At 50.4% G+C, this 16909-nt stretch carries 16 protein-coding genes, 2 rRNA genes and 1 riboswitch; of the genes, 5 read left to right on the forward strand and 13 right to left on the reverse strand.

Annotation, left to right across the window (positions count from 1 at the left end):
• Positions 1–272: 272 nt before the first annotated feature.
• Positions 273–374, reverse strand: a riboswitch (purine riboswitch).
• Positions 375–691: 317 nt separating this feature from the next.
• Both ACE5KN_RS16460 and ACE5KN_RS16465 read right to left on the reverse strand, forming a co-directional pair.
• Positions 692–1126: a universal stress protein gene (locus tag ACE5KN_RS16460; RefSeq protein ID WP_375528628.1), complete on the reverse strand. Its 435-nt coding sequence runs from the start codon at positions 1124–1126 to the stop codon at positions 692–694.
• 107 nt (positions 1127–1233) lie between these two features.
• Positions 1234–1497 carry a DUF1294 domain-containing protein gene (locus ACE5KN_RS16465; protein ID WP_375528613.1) on the reverse strand — a complete coding sequence of 88 codons (264 nt, stop codon included), beginning with the start codon at positions 1495–1497 and terminating at the stop codon, positions 1234–1236.
• Positions 1498–1669: 172 nt separating this feature from the next.
• On the opposite strand from ACE5KN_RS16465, the gene ACE5KN_RS16470 reads away from it, so the two are divergent.
• Entirely contained in the window at positions 1670–1795 is a 126-nt protein-coding gene (locus ACE5KN_RS16470; RefSeq protein WP_375528614.1) for a DUF4023 family protein, read from the forward strand.
• A gap of 129 nt (positions 1796–1924) precedes the next feature.
• Here the strand turns inward: ACE5KN_RS16470 and ACE5KN_RS16475 are convergent, their stop codons facing one another.
• From ACE5KN_RS16475 to ACE5KN_RS16485, 3 genes are all read right to left on the reverse strand, one after another.
• Positions 1925–3424: an alpha-L-fucosidase gene (locus ACE5KN_RS16475; protein WP_375528615.1), complete on the reverse strand. Its 1500-nt coding sequence runs from the start codon at positions 3422–3424 to the stop codon at positions 1925–1927.
• A gap of 184 nt (positions 3425–3608) precedes the next feature.
• Positions 3609–3746, reverse strand: coding sequence for a hypothetical protein (locus ACE5KN_RS16480; protein WP_375528616.1), 138 nt, complete (start codon positions 3744–3746; stop codon positions 3609–3611).
• Between the two features lie 83 nt (positions 3747–3829).
• Positions 3830–5968, reverse strand: coding sequence for a DNA topoisomerase III (locus ACE5KN_RS16485; protein ID WP_375528617.1), 2139 nt, complete (start codon positions 5966–5968; stop codon positions 3830–3832).
• Between the two features lie 256 nt (positions 5969–6224).
• On the opposite strand from ACE5KN_RS16485, the gene ACE5KN_RS16490 reads away from it, so the two are divergent.
• Complete coding sequence (locus tag ACE5KN_RS16490; RefSeq protein WP_375528618.1) at positions 6225–7814, forward strand: amidase family protein; 1590 nt, start codon at positions 6225–6227, stop codon at positions 7812–7814.
• An 80-nt stretch (positions 7815–7894) separates the two neighbouring features.
• Here ACE5KN_RS16490 and ACE5KN_RS16495 read toward each other — a convergent pair whose 3' ends face one another.
• Together ACE5KN_RS16495 and ACE5KN_RS16500 are read right to left on the reverse strand one after the other, a co-directional pair.
• Entirely contained in the window at positions 7895–8890 is a 996-nt protein-coding gene (locus ACE5KN_RS16495) for a ketoacyl-ACP synthase III (RefSeq protein ID WP_375528619.1), read from the reverse strand.
• Positions 8891–9179: 289 nt separating this feature from the next.
• Entirely contained in the window at positions 9180–10151 is a 972-nt protein-coding gene (locus ACE5KN_RS16500) for an aldo/keto reductase (protein WP_375528620.1), read from the reverse strand.
• Between the two features lie 378 nt (positions 10152–10529).
• Here ACE5KN_RS16500 and ACE5KN_RS16505 point away from each other — a divergent pair, with 378 nt between their 5' ends.
• Complete coding sequence (locus ACE5KN_RS16505) at positions 10530–10811, forward strand: hypothetical protein (RefSeq protein ID WP_375528621.1); 282 nt, start codon at positions 10530–10532, stop codon at positions 10809–10811.
• An 85-nt stretch (positions 10812–10896) separates the two neighbouring features.
• Here ACE5KN_RS16505 and ACE5KN_RS16510 read toward each other — a convergent pair whose 3' ends face one another.
• The 4 genes from ACE5KN_RS16510 to ACE5KN_RS16525 all read right to left on the reverse strand — a co-directional run bounded on the left by ACE5KN_RS16510 (position 10897) and on the right by ACE5KN_RS16525 (position 14143).
• Positions 10897–11472, reverse strand: a complete 576-nt coding sequence (locus ACE5KN_RS16510) for a GNAT family N-acetyltransferase (RefSeq protein ID WP_375528622.1) — start codon at positions 11470–11472, stop codon at positions 10897–10899.
• A gap of 80 nt (positions 11473–11552) precedes the next feature.
• Positions 11553–11726, reverse strand: a complete 174-nt coding sequence (locus tag ACE5KN_RS16515) for a type II toxin-antitoxin system RelE/ParE family toxin (RefSeq protein ID WP_375528623.1) — start codon at positions 11724–11726, stop codon at positions 11553–11555.
• Positions 11727–11999: 273 nt separating this feature from the next.
• Entirely contained in the window at positions 12000–12896 is an 897-nt protein-coding gene (locus tag ACE5KN_RS16520; protein WP_375528624.1) for an SDR family oxidoreductase, read from the reverse strand.
• Between the two features lie 293 nt (positions 12897–13189).
• Complete coding sequence (locus tag ACE5KN_RS16525; RefSeq protein WP_375528625.1) at positions 13190–14143, reverse strand: AraC family transcriptional regulator; 954 nt, start codon at positions 14141–14143, stop codon at positions 13190–13192.
• 206 nt (positions 14144–14349) lie between these two features.
• On the opposite strand from ACE5KN_RS16525, the gene ACE5KN_RS16530 reads away from it, so the two are divergent.
• Both ACE5KN_RS16530 and ACE5KN_RS16535 read left to right on the forward strand, forming a co-directional pair.
• Positions 14350–15249: a LysR substrate-binding domain-containing protein gene (locus tag ACE5KN_RS16530; protein ID WP_375528629.1), complete on the forward strand. Its 900-nt coding sequence runs from the start codon at positions 14350–14352 to the stop codon at positions 15247–15249.
• A gap of 213 nt (positions 15250–15462) precedes the next feature.
• Complete coding sequence (locus ACE5KN_RS16535; RefSeq protein WP_375528626.1) at positions 15463–16323, forward strand: hypothetical protein; 861 nt, start codon at positions 15463–15465, stop codon at positions 16321–16323.
• A gap of 186 nt (positions 16324–16509) precedes the next feature.
• Here ACE5KN_RS16535 and rrf read toward each other — a convergent pair.
• Together rrf and ACE5KN_RS16545 are read right to left on the reverse strand one after the other, a co-directional pair.
• A 5S ribosomal RNA gene (rrf, locus tag ACE5KN_RS16540) occupies positions 16510–16626 on the reverse strand.
• 206 nt (positions 16627–16832) lie between these two features.
• Positions 16833–16909, reverse strand: a 23S ribosomal RNA gene (locus ACE5KN_RS16545); the annotation flags it as partial.

Below are 16909 nucleotides of genomic sequence, written 5' to 3' on the forward strand. Positions count from 1 at the left end.
CGGATGCTTCCGAAGCATGTTTCCTGCGGAAACATTTCAGGTGCTCACGTACCCCACGTACGCTCCGCTCCTCAGTCCCTAGCTGCATCCAACCTTCTCGGTGCTGAAAACCTGATTTTTTGAACTTGCACTTAAAGAGCAAAAAAATCCGGCATCCTCGAAAATACAGCTTTTTCAAGATACCGGACTGCAGAAAATAACGCCGCTGGGCGCCTTTTGTCGAAGAAAAACGAATAAGGACACGCCAAAGGCAACCCGAAAAGCCGCTGAACGCGGTCGGCTTTATTTCCCGTAGTCCGGAAATTTAAGGTTCCCGGGTAGAAACTTCCGGGCCGTATTCCCGGATTTATACGAGTTTTTCATAACGAATTTTAAATGATCAATCTTCAACAATTCCTTATCTAGTGTACCAATCTGCTACACTCAATGTCAACTTAAAAGGCGAACATTTTCGTTTTACACTAAATTAATGTTCGTTTTCACAGCAAGAAAAACTGTTATCAATGGCATTTAAAGAAGACAGACCGCCCTAAGAGGATAAATTTCTTGCGATCCTTGCGATATTGCGGCACTTGCGATATCAGAAGGACGGCAATTCGGTGTGTACACTATCCGATATCTAAAAAAAATACCCCCGAATCGTTATATTACGAAGAATCGGGGGAAGTACACTGTCCAACCTGTTCACTTGTTATTTCACGACCAGCACGGGAATTTTGGCATGCTGCACCACATTGTGGCTGACGCTGCCCAGCACGAATTCACGAATGCCGCCCAGCCCGCGGCTGCCGACAACAATTACATCCGCATCATGCTCTGCGGCATAATCGAGAATAACCTCAGCCGGGGAGCCCTGAATGACATCCACTACAGCATTTACTCCTGCCTGGGCGATTTTATTTTTCACATCTTCAGCAGTCTGGTTTGCCAGATCATAATATTCCTTATTGATTGAAGCCGGGATTGGGGCCAGGCCCTCACCGATGAACACGCGGGGAAAATCAAACACATGGACCACTCGCAGCTCTGCACCCTCCGTCAGGTTTACCAATTGCACCGCTTTTTCCAACGCTTTATTGGCAGCCTGTGATCCGTCATACGCCAACAGGATTTTATTAAACATGATCAACCATCCCCTCTTTAGTTCACATTTTCGGTTTTACTATATTTACCCGCGGCCATCGCTCATAACCCAACGTCAATCATTTTTGGGAACAGCCGCGCCTTACCCGGTCATCGCAAAAAATAACCATATAACACAGCATTCAGGAACAACAGCAGCGGAATGCCGAATTTGAAGCTTGCGTGCTTGGTTTTATGCCTTTTCCGATACATCCCCACCAAAATGCCGAATGCGCCGCCGATGAACGCCAGCAGGAATAACGTCCGTTCCGGAATTCTGTCGCGCTTGCGCCGCGCCCTGTTTTTATCGTCTGACATGACAATATATGCCGTACAATTGATTATAAAAAGCCAGATCAATACTGCTGCGTGCAACCTCTTCCCTCCCCGGGCGCCATAACAGCTGCCTTATAAGTACAAACCTATTATACTCCCTTGCCGCAAAATGGGACAATGATGCTTCACACGGTAAAACCGCTCATGATCCGGTACGATGGTGGTTATAGTAACAATGGACCGTATTTCTCAGCTGAAGGAGGATCATTGTATGGACACGCATGATTATGTTGAAAAGCTGCACGAAGATCAGAAGAAGCAGGAACATAACCGCAAAAAAGGGCACGGCACCCCAAGCGAAAAGCTGCCGACCAAGCAGCATTCGAAAAATCCCTGAGCGCCTGAAAACAGAGCTTTTTGCGAATCCAATAAACGGGACCCGGCTTGAGATTGCCGAGTCCCGTTCTAACGTTCTCGTTTCAAGTTCCCGTTTCAAATGTATCCCAGAACCACCATCAGCAAATATCTATCGGGCTGCTTCCTCCGCCGAACGCTCGATCCGCAGTGCAATGACAGGCTGTGAGCGCAGAGCCTCCGGAAGCACTACGCGCAGCCCCTCTTCTGCCCTGCTCCAGTCCAGCTCTTCCTGCAAGCCCAGGGCCTGCACCTTCACGATGGAGCCGGAAAACAGTCTCGAGCAAGAACCCAATGTTCTGATCAGCGCGCGCCCTTCATCCGGCCAGCCCATGATCAGGGCGTAAAGCAGCTTATCCCCTCTTGCTGTAAAACGGACGTCCTTGGCGGTGAACGGGCTTCGCTTCGTATCATTGAAGGTGCCGCTGACGATCTCTGTGGGGCCTTCTCCATACACCTTCCAGGGCCGCGTGCCATAGATGGCCTCCCCATTGACGGCAAGCCATTGCCCAATTTCGAGCAGCAGCTTCCGCTCCTGCTCCGGGATCGTTCCGTCGGCGCGAGGGCCGATATTGAGCAGCATGACCCCGTTTTTGCTGACGATATCCACCAGATCACCGATAAGGGCAGCGGATGTCTTGTATTTATGGTCTGCAATATGACACCATGCCGTTTCTCCAACCGAAGTGCAGGTCTGCCATACATCGGGGTTGATATCAGCTAATTGGCCCCGCTCCATATCATAAACGGCAGTCCCTTCCGCGAATGCGTCGAACTTGTAGTTGATCACGACACCGCGTCCCCACTCGGCAGCCTTGTTATAGTAATAAGCTGCAAGCTTCTGCAGGTACGGCTTGAAGACCGGCTGCTCGATCCACCAGTCAAAATATACAAGCTGCGGGCCATACCGGTCGATAAGATCGCAGGTTCTGACCAGCCAGTCCTCCAGAAACTCCTCGCTCGGCGGCAGAATCGGCTGCGGATAACCGGGCTGGCCGTAAGTTCGCTGAGCCGGCCCATAGAGTCCTGCATAACGCGGGTCCTGCACATCGGACGGCAGATCACGTCCCCCATTGTAGTACCACCAGTTCTCGGCACGGTGGCTGGATACGCCGAAGGTCATGTAGCGGCGCCATACAGCTTCCGCCAGCTCGCCGATGATGTCCCGCTGCGGCCCCATCTTCGCCGCCGTCCAATCCGAGAAAGGACAATCGTACATGGCGAAGCCATCATGATGCTCTGCAACGGGGACCACGAAGGCAGCGCCGGCAGCCTTAAACAAATCGGCCCAAGCCTCGGCGTCAAAACGCTCAGCCGTAAAACGCGGGATAAAATCCTTGTACCCGAACTTGTCTACCGGACCGTAAGTGGAGACATGATGCTGATGGACCGGAGATCCTTCGATGTACATATTGCGGGGATACCATTCCGTCGCGTAAGCTGGCACGGAATACACGCCCCAATGAATGAAAATGCCGAATTTGGCATCCTCGTACCAGCGCGGAACACGATAGTCCCGGAGGCCATCCCAGTCGGGCTTAAACGGACCACTTCCTATCGTCTCATGAACCTCCAGCATCTTCTCCCTGCGCAGCCGAAACAGATCCGTCATGCATTATCCCCCTTTAGTTGGTCCATCCTCGGTAGTGAATTTTTTCCATTATAATAGATCATTCGGTTTTGCGCATGGCTCCAAAACGGTGAAATTTACGGGACCGGGGATTCATTTTTGACGGAGCACTCTGCTGCATGAAAAAGAACCGGCACGACATGCGTACCGGTTCAACATAGGAGAATCAGGATTCCTGCTTGGGAATGCCGTTCAGGCTCGGAGGACGATGAGCTGCCTTCTTCGGATGTACCGTGGTGCTCTCCTCCATGATGCTGGATTTATTTTGCTGCTCCTTGATCGTTAACGATTTGCGGTGTGGCACAGTAATCACCCCCTGGCCCTTACCATGCCATTTTCGCTTCCTCTTTATACCTTCAAGGACTCTGGATCGCCCAGCTTATGCAGTTATTTCTCTTCCTTCTCAGCCAGCGCCGCCTTCAGCAGCTCACCGAGATTGGAGCCGAGAGATTCCTGCTTTGCATATTGCTTAACCAGCTTCTGCTGTTCGCGTTTATTGACTTTGGTTTTATCTTTGTCCAGCACCTCGGTTAGCCCGCAAGGAAGACACTGGACGTAAAGTCCGGCCTTGCCCTCCTTCAGCTCCATTTTCTTATGGCACTGTGGACAGCGGCGGTTGGAAAGGCGCTTTTCAGCGGAACGGCGGTAACCGCAGTCCTGGCTAGGGCATACGAGAAACTTGCCCCTCTTGCCTTTCTTCTCCAGCAGCTTGCTTCCACAGTCCGGGCAGTGGCTGTTCGTGACATTATGCGGCTTGTATTCCGCCGCGCTGTTCTTGACCGTGCTTACCAGCTCACGGGTCATATCCCTGATCCCGTTCAGGAAGGAATCCGGACTGCCCTGGCCGCGGGCGATCCGCTCCAGCTCAGCTTCCCAGCGGGCTGTCAGTTCGGGTGTCCGCAGCTGCGGTGCGGCCAGCTCGATCAGCTGTCTGCCCTTGCCTGTCGGATGCAGCAGGTTACCCTGCCGCTCAATGGTATCGGAGCTGACCAGCTTCTCGATAATATCCGCCCGTGTGGCTGGCGTGCCCAACCCGTGCTTCTCCATTTGCGACAGCAGAGCGGCCTCCGTATACCGCTTTGGCGGCATAGTGCGGCCCGGCTTGACGATACAGCGGACAAGCTTGACCTTTTCCCCTTGCTTCAGATCAGGCAGCAGAACATTCTGTTCCTTTTCCCGGCTGTCTTCATCTTCGTCTTCGTCGGAATCATCCATGAGCTCCCCGTCATACACCACACGCCAGCCGCTATCCTTCATGACGGTGCCTTTGACATGGAACATTTCACCGGCAGCCTCCACCGTTACCGCGACCGCGTCATATTTGGCAGGCCCATAGAAAAGGCTGATAAAACGCCGGACAATCAGATCATACAGCTTGCGTTCCTCCACGCTGAGCTTGTTCAGGAAAACCGTTTCCTCTGTCGGAATAATGGCATGGTGATCCGTCACCTTGCTGTCATCGACAAAACGCTTCGTCACCTTGAGCTGCGTGCGCAGCAGCGGGCGGGCGGCAGCCGCATACGGGCCAACAGCAACGCTGTTCAGGCGTTCTTTTAAAGTCCCCGTAATATCCGATGATAGATAGCGGCTGTCCGTACGCGGGTACGTGACAAGCTTGTGCTGTTCATACAAACGCTGCAGCACATTCGACGTCTGTTTGGCCGAGAATCCGTAACGGCGGTTTGCGTCCCTCTGCAGCTCGGTCAGGTCATATGGCAGCGGGTGCGGCTCGGATTTCTCGGTCTTTTTCACCTGCGTCACCGTTCCTGTGCTGCCTTCCAGCTTGCGCTGCAGCTCCTCCGTTGCCTGTCTGTCAAAAATGCGTGCATCCCCATTGCTGCCCCGGCGTGTAGCCTGGAATGTGCCAAAATCTCCGGTAATCGTATCGTATTCCTGCGAGCGGAAGCCCGTAATCTCCTTCTCGCGCTCCATAATCATGCCAAGTGTCGGCGTTTGCACCCGCCCTGCGGACAATTGGGCATTGAATTTACAGGTCAGAGCACGGGTCACATTCAGACCGACCATCCAATCCGCTTCAGCGCGGCAGCGCGCGGATTCATAGAGCCGGTCAAACTGCTTGCCAGGCAGCAGCTTCGCAAAGCCCTCCTTGATCGCCTTGTCTGTCTGCGACGAAATCCACAGTCTGCGGAAGGGCTTCTTCCAATGGGCCATCTGCATAATCCAGCGGGCCAACAGTTCCCCTTCTCTCGCGGCGTCTGTGGCAATAATGAGCTCCCCGAGATCCTGCCGCTTCATCAGCTGCTGCACGGCTCTGAATTGGTGGTTCGTTTCGCGCAGCACCTTCAGCTTGGTTGTTTTCGGCAAAATCGGCAGCTCTTCCAGCTTCCAGGTTGCGTATTTATGATCATAATCCTCCGGCTCCGCCAGACCGACAAGATGGCCAAGCGCCCAGGTTACTACATATTGAGGCCCTTCAAAGTAGCTTTTATGCTTCTCACGGCTGCCCATCACACGGGCAATCTCGCGTGCTACGGACGGCTTTTCGGCTAGTACCAATACTTTCATAACGATCCCCTTTCTGAGGATTCCATTATACCATTACCGCCGCATATTCCGCACACCCTCCAATTGTTATATTTTCTTACACAAACGAAAAATCCATCACATTGCCCAAATGTACGAAATACATAGAATAGTCATGAAAACAGGCTATTTATTAGACAAAATAGTCATTTATCAATTTGTAAACTTTCCTATCATTAAATTATGATTTTTCTAGGTTTATACATAACACGATGAATAAAAAGGAGCGTGAACCCGTATGCGAAGACAACGGATATTTCTCCAAAGCGGAAGTTTTGTATTGCTCGCCGGAATGCTGTTTGCAGGCTTTTTTGGCTGGTCAATCCCTTCCGCTGCCGCAGCAGCGGAGGGACAAAACGTCTCGTCGGCCTCCAAAGCCTTTACTTTGGAGGAAGCAACAATTGCGGAGATGCAGCAGGCGATGGAGGAAGGAAATCTAACATCAAAAAAGCTTGTACAGATGTATCTTGACCGTATTAAAGCCTATGACGATAACGGCATAGACCTAAACGCGGTGCTTACGCTTAATCCGGATGCTCTCAAGATCGCTGAGCAGCTGGACCGGGAACGGCAGGAAAAAGGGCCACGCTCCCCTCTGCACGGCATTCCTGTCCTGGTCAAAGACAACTTTGACACGTCAGATATGCCTACCACGGCAGGATGCTTATGCCTTAAAGACTCCGTTCCTGCCGAGGACGCCGATCAAATAGCCAAGCTGAAAGAGGCCGGTGCGATTATTTTAGGCAAAACCAACCTGCATGAATTTGCGTTCGGCATTACCACCTCCAGTTCCCTCGGCGGACAGACCCTGAATCCGTATGACCCCGCCCGTTATCCTGGCGGTTCCAGCGGAGGCACCGGGGCAGCCATTGCCGCAAACTTTGCAGCCGCCGGGCTGGGTACCGATACAGGCGGCTCCATCCGGATTCCGTCCACCTTCAACAGTCTTGTCGGTATCCGTCCGACCATTGGTCTGACAAGCCGGGACGGCATTATACCGTTGGCTCTAACGCAGGATGTCGGCGGGCCGATGGCGCGAACCGTTGCAGACGCCGCCCTCCTGCTTGACGCTACGGCGGGTTATGATCCGGACGATGTTGCCACTGCCTACAGTATCGGGGAAACTCCTGCAAGCTATACGGATTTTCTTCAAGCTGACGGTTTGAAAGGAGCACGCATCGGGGTAGCCGTAGAGCTGTTCGGCAGCAAGCCTGAAGAACTGGCGGTTACGGAGGTGGTCTACAAAGCTGTTGATGAGCTGGAGGCGCTTGGAGCTGAGGCCGTTCCCATTCAAATTCCCAATTTGTCCGAAATCATGAGCTATCCGAGCCTGAGCAGCTATGAATTCAAATTTCAGTTGAATGATTATCTGCACGAGCTGGGTCCATCCGCCCCTTACGACAGCCTGACCGCCATTATTGAATCCGGACAATATGATAAGGCTCAGGATGAATCCATGAAAGCACGCGATGCCCGTGAATCCCTCGATACCGAGGAGTACAAGGATATTGTGCTGAAACGTACCAAGCTGACGCGGGAAGCTCTCCTTAAGGTGATGGCCGACAATCAGCTGGATGCCATTGTGTATCCTTCCACCACACAGACCGCGGCTGTCATCGGAGAAGAGCAAAACGCAGGCGGCAACAACAGGCTAAGTCCTTTTTCAGGCTTCCCTGCCATAACGGTGCCTGCCGGATTTACTTCCGATGGACTGCCTGTAGGCATTGAATTTTTGGGCCGAGCCTTTGACGAAGAGACATTAATAAAGCTGGCCTACAGCTACGAGCAGGGAACACACCATCGCAAAGCTCCGACGCTTGCTCCCTGATCCATTCAATTTTACAAAATGAGCGAACCCCGGGTACTTCATCTCTTGAATGAAGTCCCGGGGTTTTAATATGGCTATGTTCATTGTAAGTCAGGAGCTCCCCATGTCAGCAGCAAGCCTGCATAGGTCAGCCCGCCGCCAAAGCCGTACAGTATGACCCGATCCCCTTGTTTAAGCTTTCCTTCCTTAATGCCTGTCTGTAACGCCAGGGGAATGGATGCCGCCGAGGTATTGCCGTTGTACTCCACACTCGTCAATGCTTTTTCCATAGGTATGGCCGCTTTTTCCGCAATGGACTCAATCATGCGCAGGTTCGCGCTGTGGGGAACGAACCAGTCCAGTTGTTCCGGTTGGATGCCTCCCTGCTCCAAAAGCCGTTCCACGCCTGCCGGTACGTTCCTCACAGCCCATTTGTACACTTCCCTTCCGTTCTGTACAAGATGGCCGCTGTCGCTAAGCTCGGTGTCATTCATTTTTTTGGACAATGCCGTATGGTATAAATGGATGCCGCCTGCCCCGTCCGTACCGATGTCTGAAGCGATAAAACCCGGATTCTGCTCATCACGCTCCACCAGCACGGCTCCTGCTCCGTCGCCAAACAGGATGCAGGTCGTCCGGTCAGTGTAATCCGTTATTTTAGAAAGCGTCTCGGCTCCCACAACAAGTATTTTCCGATGAAGCCCCCCCGTAATCAGTCCGTTGGCCACATGTAGTCCATATGTAAAGCCTGCGCAGGCCGCTCCCAGATCAAGCGAACCGGTTTGCCTTATACCGAAGGCATCTTGTATGCGTGAAGCAACGTTCGGGAAATGATAGTCAGGTGTGCTTGTGGCGACCATGATCATGTCTACATCCTGCACTTGAACATTGTAGGCTTCCATCAGGTTGTGAACCGCACGGATGGACAAATCAGAAACAAACTGTTCGGGCGCAGCAATCCGGCGTTCTCTCATGCCCGTGCGCTGCACGATCCATTCGTCACTGGTATCGACCAGCTTCTCCAGATCCGCATTACTCATTACTTTATCAGGTACATAAGTTCCAATGGCCGTAATTCGTGCTTTTGATTGCAGCATAATTTTTTCTCCTCTCTTAATGAAGGATCTGAATGTCCATGAGTTCAGTTCAGCATGTACATTCGTTATTATAACACCTGGTCTTAGTACCTGATACTATTTTTTAAAAAAAAATCTGCTATGAGACGCGAAATTTCCTGTTCTATATTGGCGTAAAGCTGATTTAGCTACGATGTAGTTTGCCGTGAAATGACAAAAAAGACCGCTCCGAAGCCAAATACAGACTTCCGGAGCGGCCCAGTTATATAAATGAATTGTTTGATATCCAGCCTTGTGCCTTATGTCAGGATTACTGAAAGTTCGGGTAACGCTCTCCAGCCGCAACGCCTTGCGGCGAGATGCGCTCGATCTCCGCCAGCTCCTCCGCGGAAAGCGTCACTTCCAGTGCGCCCAGATTTTCCTGAACCCGATCCAAACGTTTTGTGCCGGGAATCGGAACAATCTGTTCGCCCTGCGCAAGCAGCCAGGCCAAAGCAAGTTGAGACGGTTTGCAGCCTTTGCTGGCGGCAAACTTTTCGATCAAAGCTACGACCTCCAGGTTTTTGCTGAAGTTTTCACCCTGGAAGCGAGGAAAGAAGCGTCGGTAATCATCTTCAGGCAGATCGTCGAAGGTCCGGATTTGCCCAGTCAGGAAGCCGCGGCCCAGCGGGCTGTACGGAACAAAACCGATGCCCAGTTCATGAAGCACAGGCAGCACCTCGTCCTCGACTTCGCGGCTCCATAGTGAATATTCCGTTTCCACCGCAGTCAGCGGATGAACCGCATGTGCACGGCGAATCTGGTCAGGCGAAGCCTCCGACAGACCGATATAACGTATTTTTCCTTCTTTAACAAGCTCCGCCATGGCGCCTACCGTTTCCTCGATGGGTGTATTCGGATCAATTCGGTGCTGATAATACAGATCGATATAATCGATGCCAAGATTAAGAAGGCTGGCGTCCACCGATTTTTTTACATATGCAGGATGTCCGTGCGCTTTCATGTCCAGCCCAGTAATGCCGAATTTGGTCGCAATCACAGCTTGGTCCCGCCGCCCCTTCAAGGCCCGGCCAACCGTCCGCTCGTTGCCGCCGAATTTTCCTTCCATGAATTTTTCACCGTAAATATCTGCCGTATCAAACATTGTGACGCCCAGATCCAACGCCCCTTGAATGGTATATACCGACTCTTCGTTGTCCGGCATCATCATCGTACCCAGACCCAAGGCTGACACTTCAAGCCCTTGTCCGCCCAGTTTTCGTTTCGGTAATCTATTTTCCATCGGTTAGTCCCCTCTTTTCTGCAGTTTTGAATATGACTTGTGTCAAGCATGATCTTATTCTAAACCGTAGTGTTGAGAGCAGCCACAGTACGCTTTTACTAGTAATGGCACTAACAGGCTACGCCTGCATGATACCATAGCAATGATTCCGCAAGGAACATCCTAGCCCCACATTAAAGCATAACCTTCAAAGCAGGACTCATTCACCATGAAAATGAACCATTGGCCCATGTTAGCATTTTCCTGTTTACACTAATATAACGTATATATTCCTACTCTTATTCGAAAAAGGTGATTGTTATCAAACTTTCTTATAGTGGTTTATTTTTAATGCTTTTAGTGATCTTAACTGCTGCTTTGTTAGGGGGATTCCAGAGGATGACTGAAACCGATAGACAAGCCTTATATAACGAAGCTGATCCCGTTGCAGTCGATTATTTTAAAGAAAAATTTAACTTAGAAATTGTTATTACAGAACATAAACTACTACCAACGATGGCTGTTTCGGAAGTTTCGGTGATAGGACATGTGAAGGATCATGAAGATCAGTATTTCAATTTGTCTTATGACTACAAAAAGAAGGCCGTAGCTGGGTTCTCGATGAGTCAGGAATTTGAACAGGCACTCATAAAAAAGGGATATGACCCTTACATGAATTAAGGTAAGCTGTTTTTACAATCAGGAAAGACAGGGAATGCAGATTAGAAGATTCCGTTCAAATTCATCTGCTGTTACTTAACGTCCCTTAATTATTCAATTCCCGAAATGACTGGTGATGAAACGAAGTGATCTGCTGGAAAAGTGCCTGCCCATCTTCAACGGCAGCTTGACTTGGATCTGGAGTTAGGGGCAAATACATCGCCTGATACGTTTCCGGTATCCATTTGTACGTATGGACATAATCGGTCATCCGAAACCCGCATTTCAGCCAAAACCGTTTACGAAGATCATTCTCAGGCAGGTGTTCACTTTCCACTTCAATAATCATCTCTTCCAGTTGAAGCTCCGATGCAGCCCAGGAAGCCAGTGCTTTTACCAGCCATTCCCCCAAGCCACGGCCTCTATATTCCTCTTTCACCGCCAAATAATCAATGATCAGTGCTTTACCGTTCTCCGCCTTGCCTGTAATGGCCATAGCTGCCACGGCAGACTTATCTACCACAACATGCAAAAAGCTGAGCTTCCGGTCGAACATCTGCTTAATAATCCGGTCCGGCTTGCGGCCATGCTCAAAAGATTGATGATAAATCCGCCTTGCCTCCGGCCACCATTTTTCATCCAGCCTGTCCAAGGTAATCAGCTTCAATTGTTCTGCTTCCACGTTGGTTTGTACTCCTTCTTGCTATTCTGATGATTTTGTTCACAACAAGACAAAGGAGCATCTAAAATAATCGCAAATCTTTATTTGTCATTAGAAATTTCTCTTGCTCCATGTACTATTGTTTTTATAATCACGCTTTTATTATGTATTTGATAGATTAATCTGTACCTGTGAATAAAAACTTCCCGTAAATTAGGATCGTCCATTTCTGGAACAATTATCCCTCTGCCCTTTTTCAATTTTAGAGCGGACATATAAAGTATATTGGATGTCCTCAATAGTACAATTCTCCGGAAGTTTATCGATCATTTGTTTGACATCATCTTTAAGCATGCTGAAATCACCTCAACTACATTATATACTCTGCCTTTGATTTGATGAATTACTTATTCGCTTCGCTCTTTATATAGCGTTCATGTATAAATACTGTCACAAAGCAACCTTCTGTCTTTGCAAAAAGAAAGACAGAACGAAGATGCCTCGTCTGTCTTTGCAACGATCTAGCTTATCTAAACAAACACAAACCATCAACCGGTAAAGTATTCCTCCCTGTCGATATCCGGAATGAGCGCTGGCTGGACGGGCCGCCATCCAAGGAGTTCCCGGGTCAGAGCGCTTGAGGTCGGATTGTCCATCGCAACAAAGTGCGCCAGCCAACCGAAGTGATTGGCGGCCTCCTCGGGAGATTTGCTGACGACAGGCACATTAAGGCGGCGGCCGATTACGGCGGCGATGTCGCGAAGCGGCACACCCTCATCGCCAATCGCATGCAGTCTGGAACCAGCAGGTGAAGATTCAAGCGCCAGCCGATAGAGACGCGCGGCATCGAGCCGGTGCACAGCAGCCCAACGGTTAGCTCCATCGCCTACATAAGCCGAGACACCCGTTCTACGGGCGATATCGATCAAAACCGGTACAAATGCCCGATCGCCATCACCATGTACCGATTCCGGAAGACGCACCACCGATGCGCGAACTCCGCGCGAAGCCATAGCTAAAGCCCTCTCTTCCGATGCGATGCGGGTCGCTGAGGCCGAATTGGGGTCGGGTGTGTCCTCTTCCGTTCCAAGACGGCCGGGTGTAAGGAGAGCATTTACCGAAGTGACTACGAATGGTCGATCAGAACCAGCTAATGCCTCCCCGAGCACCTCGACAACTTCACTATCCTTCTTGCACGCACCGGCGTAATCCGAGAAATCATGAATGAAAGCCGCATGGATCACGCCATCCGCAGAGGCCGCTCCGCTGCGCAGACTGTCGAGATCGTCAAGAGATCCGTGATGCACTGCTGCCCCAGCTGCGGTGAGCGTTGCTGCTGCCGCTTCCGAACGGGCGAGGCCTACCACCTCATGTCCCGCTCCGATCAGTTCCCGCACAATGGCGGACCCGATAAAGCCAGTAGCCCCTGTAAGAAAAACACGCATAATGAATTCCTCCTACACAATAAGTAGTAAAGCTATACATATATTTTAGACCGAGCTTCACCAGGATGTTTGCCAGTTCCACGCTGCTTCTTGCCTGATCCGCCGGAAAACAGCATAACGTTAGATCAACATAAATAGCTCTGAACTACTCATGTCCAAAACAACTGTCCCTTGGGTTTTGAAAAAAAGAAAGCCCGCAAGCCATATGGCTGCGGGTACAGGAGGAATCGTAGCGAATACACATCGACAAGTCAAACGAAGCGGTTTAATGCTGACTTTTATCCAGTGGTTGATCAATCCAGCATTTGTGCTAGTTGACGCCATCTGGCGATATCTTTGCTTGGCGGACTGCCAAAAAAGCGGCTGTAATCGCGGCTAAATTGGGAGGTACTCACATACCCCACCAGTCGGCATGCCGTGGTTGCATCCATTGAAGCGGATAACATCAGACGCCGTGCTTCATGAAGACGTAGCGCTTTTTGGTACTGCAGCGGGCTCATCGAAGTGACTGACTTAAAATGCTCGTTAAACGAGGATACACTCAAGTGCACCAAATCAGCCAAGTCTGCGACCTTCATCTGCTGGGCAAAGTTGCTGCGGAGCCAGGCAATCGCCTTTGCAACCCGCTGCACGCCTGAATCAGCAAAACCGATTTCAGCGGCATGAACGCCTATAGGACTTCGCAGGACACGTATCAATATTTCATCCACCACGAGCGGAGCCACCAACTCGGTGTCGCCAGGATCGGATAAACACTCCACCAGCCTGCTCACCGCACGTATAACGCTCAGCTCAGCGTTCGTGACATAACCCGCACTCCGCTGATGAATGGGAGGCAGTCCGTGAGGATACACTTTCAGGACCAACTCGGCGATCCTTTGCGGGTTAAGATCCAGCCTGACACCGAGAACCGGTTCGGAAGGACTGGCAAGCGTGGTCTGGGCAGCAACCGGGAGGGCAACGGGGACGATAAACATCTGCCCACCGCCGAAGGAATAGACCTCCTTCCCCACCGTAACAGCCTTTTCTCCTTGTGCAGCAATCCATAAAGAGGGCTGCTCAATAGTATGCACGTAGTCTGCGTCTATTTGTGAATGGCGAGCGAGGAGCAAACCAGGGACAGGTTGGACAATCGAACCATCATGTGGGACAAGAGTGTGAATCTGACGTGCCAATCGGACCGTTTCTGCAGCAAGCATACTCCTGGCGTTATCCGGCGTCTGTGGAACCTTATGTTCATCCAGCATCCTCATCGTTTCCTAAGCGGCTCCTTATTTCAATTGCGAAAAGTATACAAACAATTATGGCAAGCGTCAAACTTACCCTATCCATCCCCTAGTGCTATTAAACACATAATTAACTTTTTATTTGAACTCCGTTGATGCTCATAGATTAACTCTATATAAAGAGCATACTTAGAAACAACCAAGGGAGAGTCGGATACGTGAATCTTATGAAACTGCAAATTGTCGAACTGATCGACCGCCATCACCACATGACCAGTGTCGCCGAGATACTCGGTATCAAGCAGCCTACGGTTACGTTCCATATGAAGTCGCTGGAGGAGGAGATGCAGGTCAAATTGTTTGAATCCCGAAACGGCAAAACATTTCTTACCGAAGCCGGACAAGCCTTACTCCATTATGCCGTCAAAATGAATGCTCTTGCCAAAGAGTCAAAACGTGTTGTAAAAGAGTACGACAGCCTGTACCGTGGCACGCTGCATATCGGCGCAAGCTATGTACCTGCGACTTACTTGCTCCCGCCTATTTTGCAGACTTTTTCGCGGGAATTCCCGGGCATTCGGATCTCATTGTCCGTCAAACCTTCGCCGGTGATCCGGAATATGCTTAGTCGGCACCAGATCGATCTGGGCATTGTCTCGTCAGAGCCTTTCACCGGGCAGAACCTGGTAGCCGAATCCTTGTGCTTCGATGATCTGGTCCTCGTGTGTGCCCCTGGACACCCGCTGACAAAATCGGAATCGCCGGACATCGAGCAGATTGCCCGTACGCCTTTTGCCCTTCATGGATCGGAATCAAGCACTCGGAAAGTAACCGACCAATGGGTTAACCAACACAGCCTTCGTCTGCGCAGCACCGTGGAACTGGATTCTTTGGAAGCGATCAAACAACTGGTCTTGTTAGGAGATCATATTTCATTTATGTCACGGATGGCCGTTTGGCGGGAAAAAGAGCAAGGATGGCTGCATATTCTGCCCATTCCAGGGCTTCAGGCATCCCGGTATATTTACAGTGTACATAATGCTGACCGTTTGCCTTCTGTTCAGATCAACCGTTTTCTGCAGGTGCTGCGGGAGACAAGCTCCCTCCTTGGGCAAAACACGCCGTAGATGAAGAAGCCAATCCAAGTGGAGTACCGAATCATCAAGTGTGGAAGATACAAGCTGCTACGCGGAGTTACAGAGAGTGCTATGAAAAATTAAAGCATGCCATTCAAAAATTCTATGTGAATTTGATGCAATTCCCCCTCCCTATTAATAGTTCCCGTTTACTTCTCATTTAAAGTGGAATTATATTCAATAACCCAAAGGGAGTGGTGGAACTTGAACAAATGGAAAAAGATGACGATGGCAGCGGTACTGAGCTTCACGACGTTGGGAAGTGTTTTTGCTGGAACCGGGACACATTCCGTATATGCTGCCTCAAATGCCGTGCCTTCCTACGAAGTGAAATTCATCGTCAAACCCGAAGCTGTATTAACTTCTAATGGACAAGTTCAGGAAGACGTGATTGAGAAGCTGGGGCTCAATTCATCCCCGCAAGCCATCGGCGTAGCATATTACGATACCGACCAGCTGGAATTAAACGAGCAAGGCTGGGATGTACGATTCCGCAAAAAAGAGGACAAAAGTAATTATGAGTTAACCTACAAAAAACGGTATCCAATCATCAACGGCGATATTGACGCCGCCCTCAGCCTTGCTAATAAGGAAGGCTTTGATACATCGGACGACAATTACGAAGCCGAGATCGATTGGGGCTATGGCAAGCAGACGCTTAGCTTCTCCAACACCAAGAAGGTAAGCACGAGCAGTAAGGGCACTCAGTTGCCTTCCGAACAGGAATCACTGAATCTGCTGCTGGACAAGCTTCCGGGCAAGCTCGAAAAATGGTCTTCCAAGGGTTGGGGAGAGGAAAAGCTCTCTCAATCCCGGGCCTATGGTCCGTTGACCTTTTACCGTTACGAAGGAAATTGGGAGGATCAGGAGCTGACTTTGGAGGTATGGCCAATCCGGAATAGCGGGGGCACGGGAACCGAAAATCTGATTGAAGTTTCCTTTAAAACGGATGATCAAAAAACCGCCACTCAACTTCGTTCCGAGCTGATGAGCACACTGGCGGATAACGGCTGGCTGCTACCCGTAGACGGTTTGAAAACACAGTTGATTCTGGAAAGATATTAATAATACAAAACAAACCCATCATTGATTTCGATGATGGGTTATTGGAGCGAACATAGTGTCGTTATAATATTCTTCAGGCTCCTGTCGTGGAGACCTCTCTGGCAAACGAATTCAAGCAATGGAAAGTGGACCAAACGAAAACAAGTCCGTTATCGAATTATCGATAACGGACTTGTTTGGTTGTTTGCCTGGCAACGTCCTACTCTCCCAGGACCCTTCGGTCCAAGTACCATCGGCGCTGGAGGGCTTAACGGTCGTGTTCGGGATGGGTACGCGTGGAACCCCTCCGCTATCGCCACCAGACGTGATTTTCCGAAGCTTCCGCTTCTCGAAATCGCTACGAGAAAATATCAGCCCTTAGAAAAGACTAACTCTTCTCATTCAAGGGTTTACACCCTGAAAACCGGATCCGAAACGTCATTGCGTTTTAGCCCCTTTTTTTGTTCCGGGGTCCCCGAAAAGTAATCGGAATTACCTTCGAAGCCCTACGTCACTTTTTGGGGTAACTTTAGGATAAGCCCTCGACCGATTAGTACTGGTCAGCTCCATGCATTGCTGCACTTCCACCCCCAGCCTATCTACCTCG

It is taken from the genome of Paenibacillus terreus, from assembly GCF_042138595.1.
GTDB lineage: Bacteria > Bacillota > Bacilli > Paenibacillales > Paenibacillaceae > Paenibacillus > Paenibacillus terreus.

Coding starts and splice junctions, on each gene's coding strand:
- ACE5KN_RS16470 (WP_375528614.1), top strand. CDS start 1,670: ATGGACACGCATGATTATGTTGAAAAGCTGCACGAAGATCAGAAGAAG.
- ACE5KN_RS16475 (WP_375528615.1), bottom strand. CDS start 3,424: ATGACGGATCTGTTTCGGCTGCGCAGGGAGAAGATGCTGGAGGTTCAT.
- ACE5KN_RS16485 (WP_375528617.1), bottom strand. CDS start 5,968: ATGAAAGTATTGGTACTAGCCGAAAAGCCGTCCGTAGCACGCGAGATT.
- ACE5KN_RS16490 (WP_375528618.1), top strand. CDS start 6,225: ATGCGAAGACAACGGATATTTCTCCAAAGCGGAAGTTTTGTATTGCTC.
- ACE5KN_RS16495 (WP_375528619.1), bottom strand. CDS start 8,890: ATGCTGCAATCAAAAGCACGAATTACGGCCATTGGAACTTATGTACCT.
- ACE5KN_RS16500 (WP_375528620.1), bottom strand. CDS start 10,151: ATGGAAAATAGATTACCGAAACGAAAACTGGGCGGACAAGGGCTTGAA.
- ACE5KN_RS16505 (WP_375528621.1), top strand. CDS start 10,530: ATGACTGAAACCGATAGACAAGCCTTATATAACGAAGCTGATCCCGTT.
- ACE5KN_RS16515 (WP_375528623.1), bottom strand. CDS start 11,726: ATGTCCGCTCTAAAATTGAAAAAGGGCAGAGGGATAATTGTTCCAGAA.
- ACE5KN_RS16520 (WP_375528624.1), bottom strand. CDS start 12,896: ATGCGTGTTTTTCTTACAGGGGCTACTGGCTTTATCGGGTCCGCCATT.
- ACE5KN_RS16525 (WP_375528625.1), bottom strand. CDS start 14,143: ATGCTGGATGAACATAAGGTTCCACAGACGCCGGATAACGCCAGGAGT.
- ACE5KN_RS16530 (WP_375528629.1), top strand. CDS start 14,350: ATGAAACTGCAAATTGTCGAACTGATCGACCGCCATCACCACATGACC.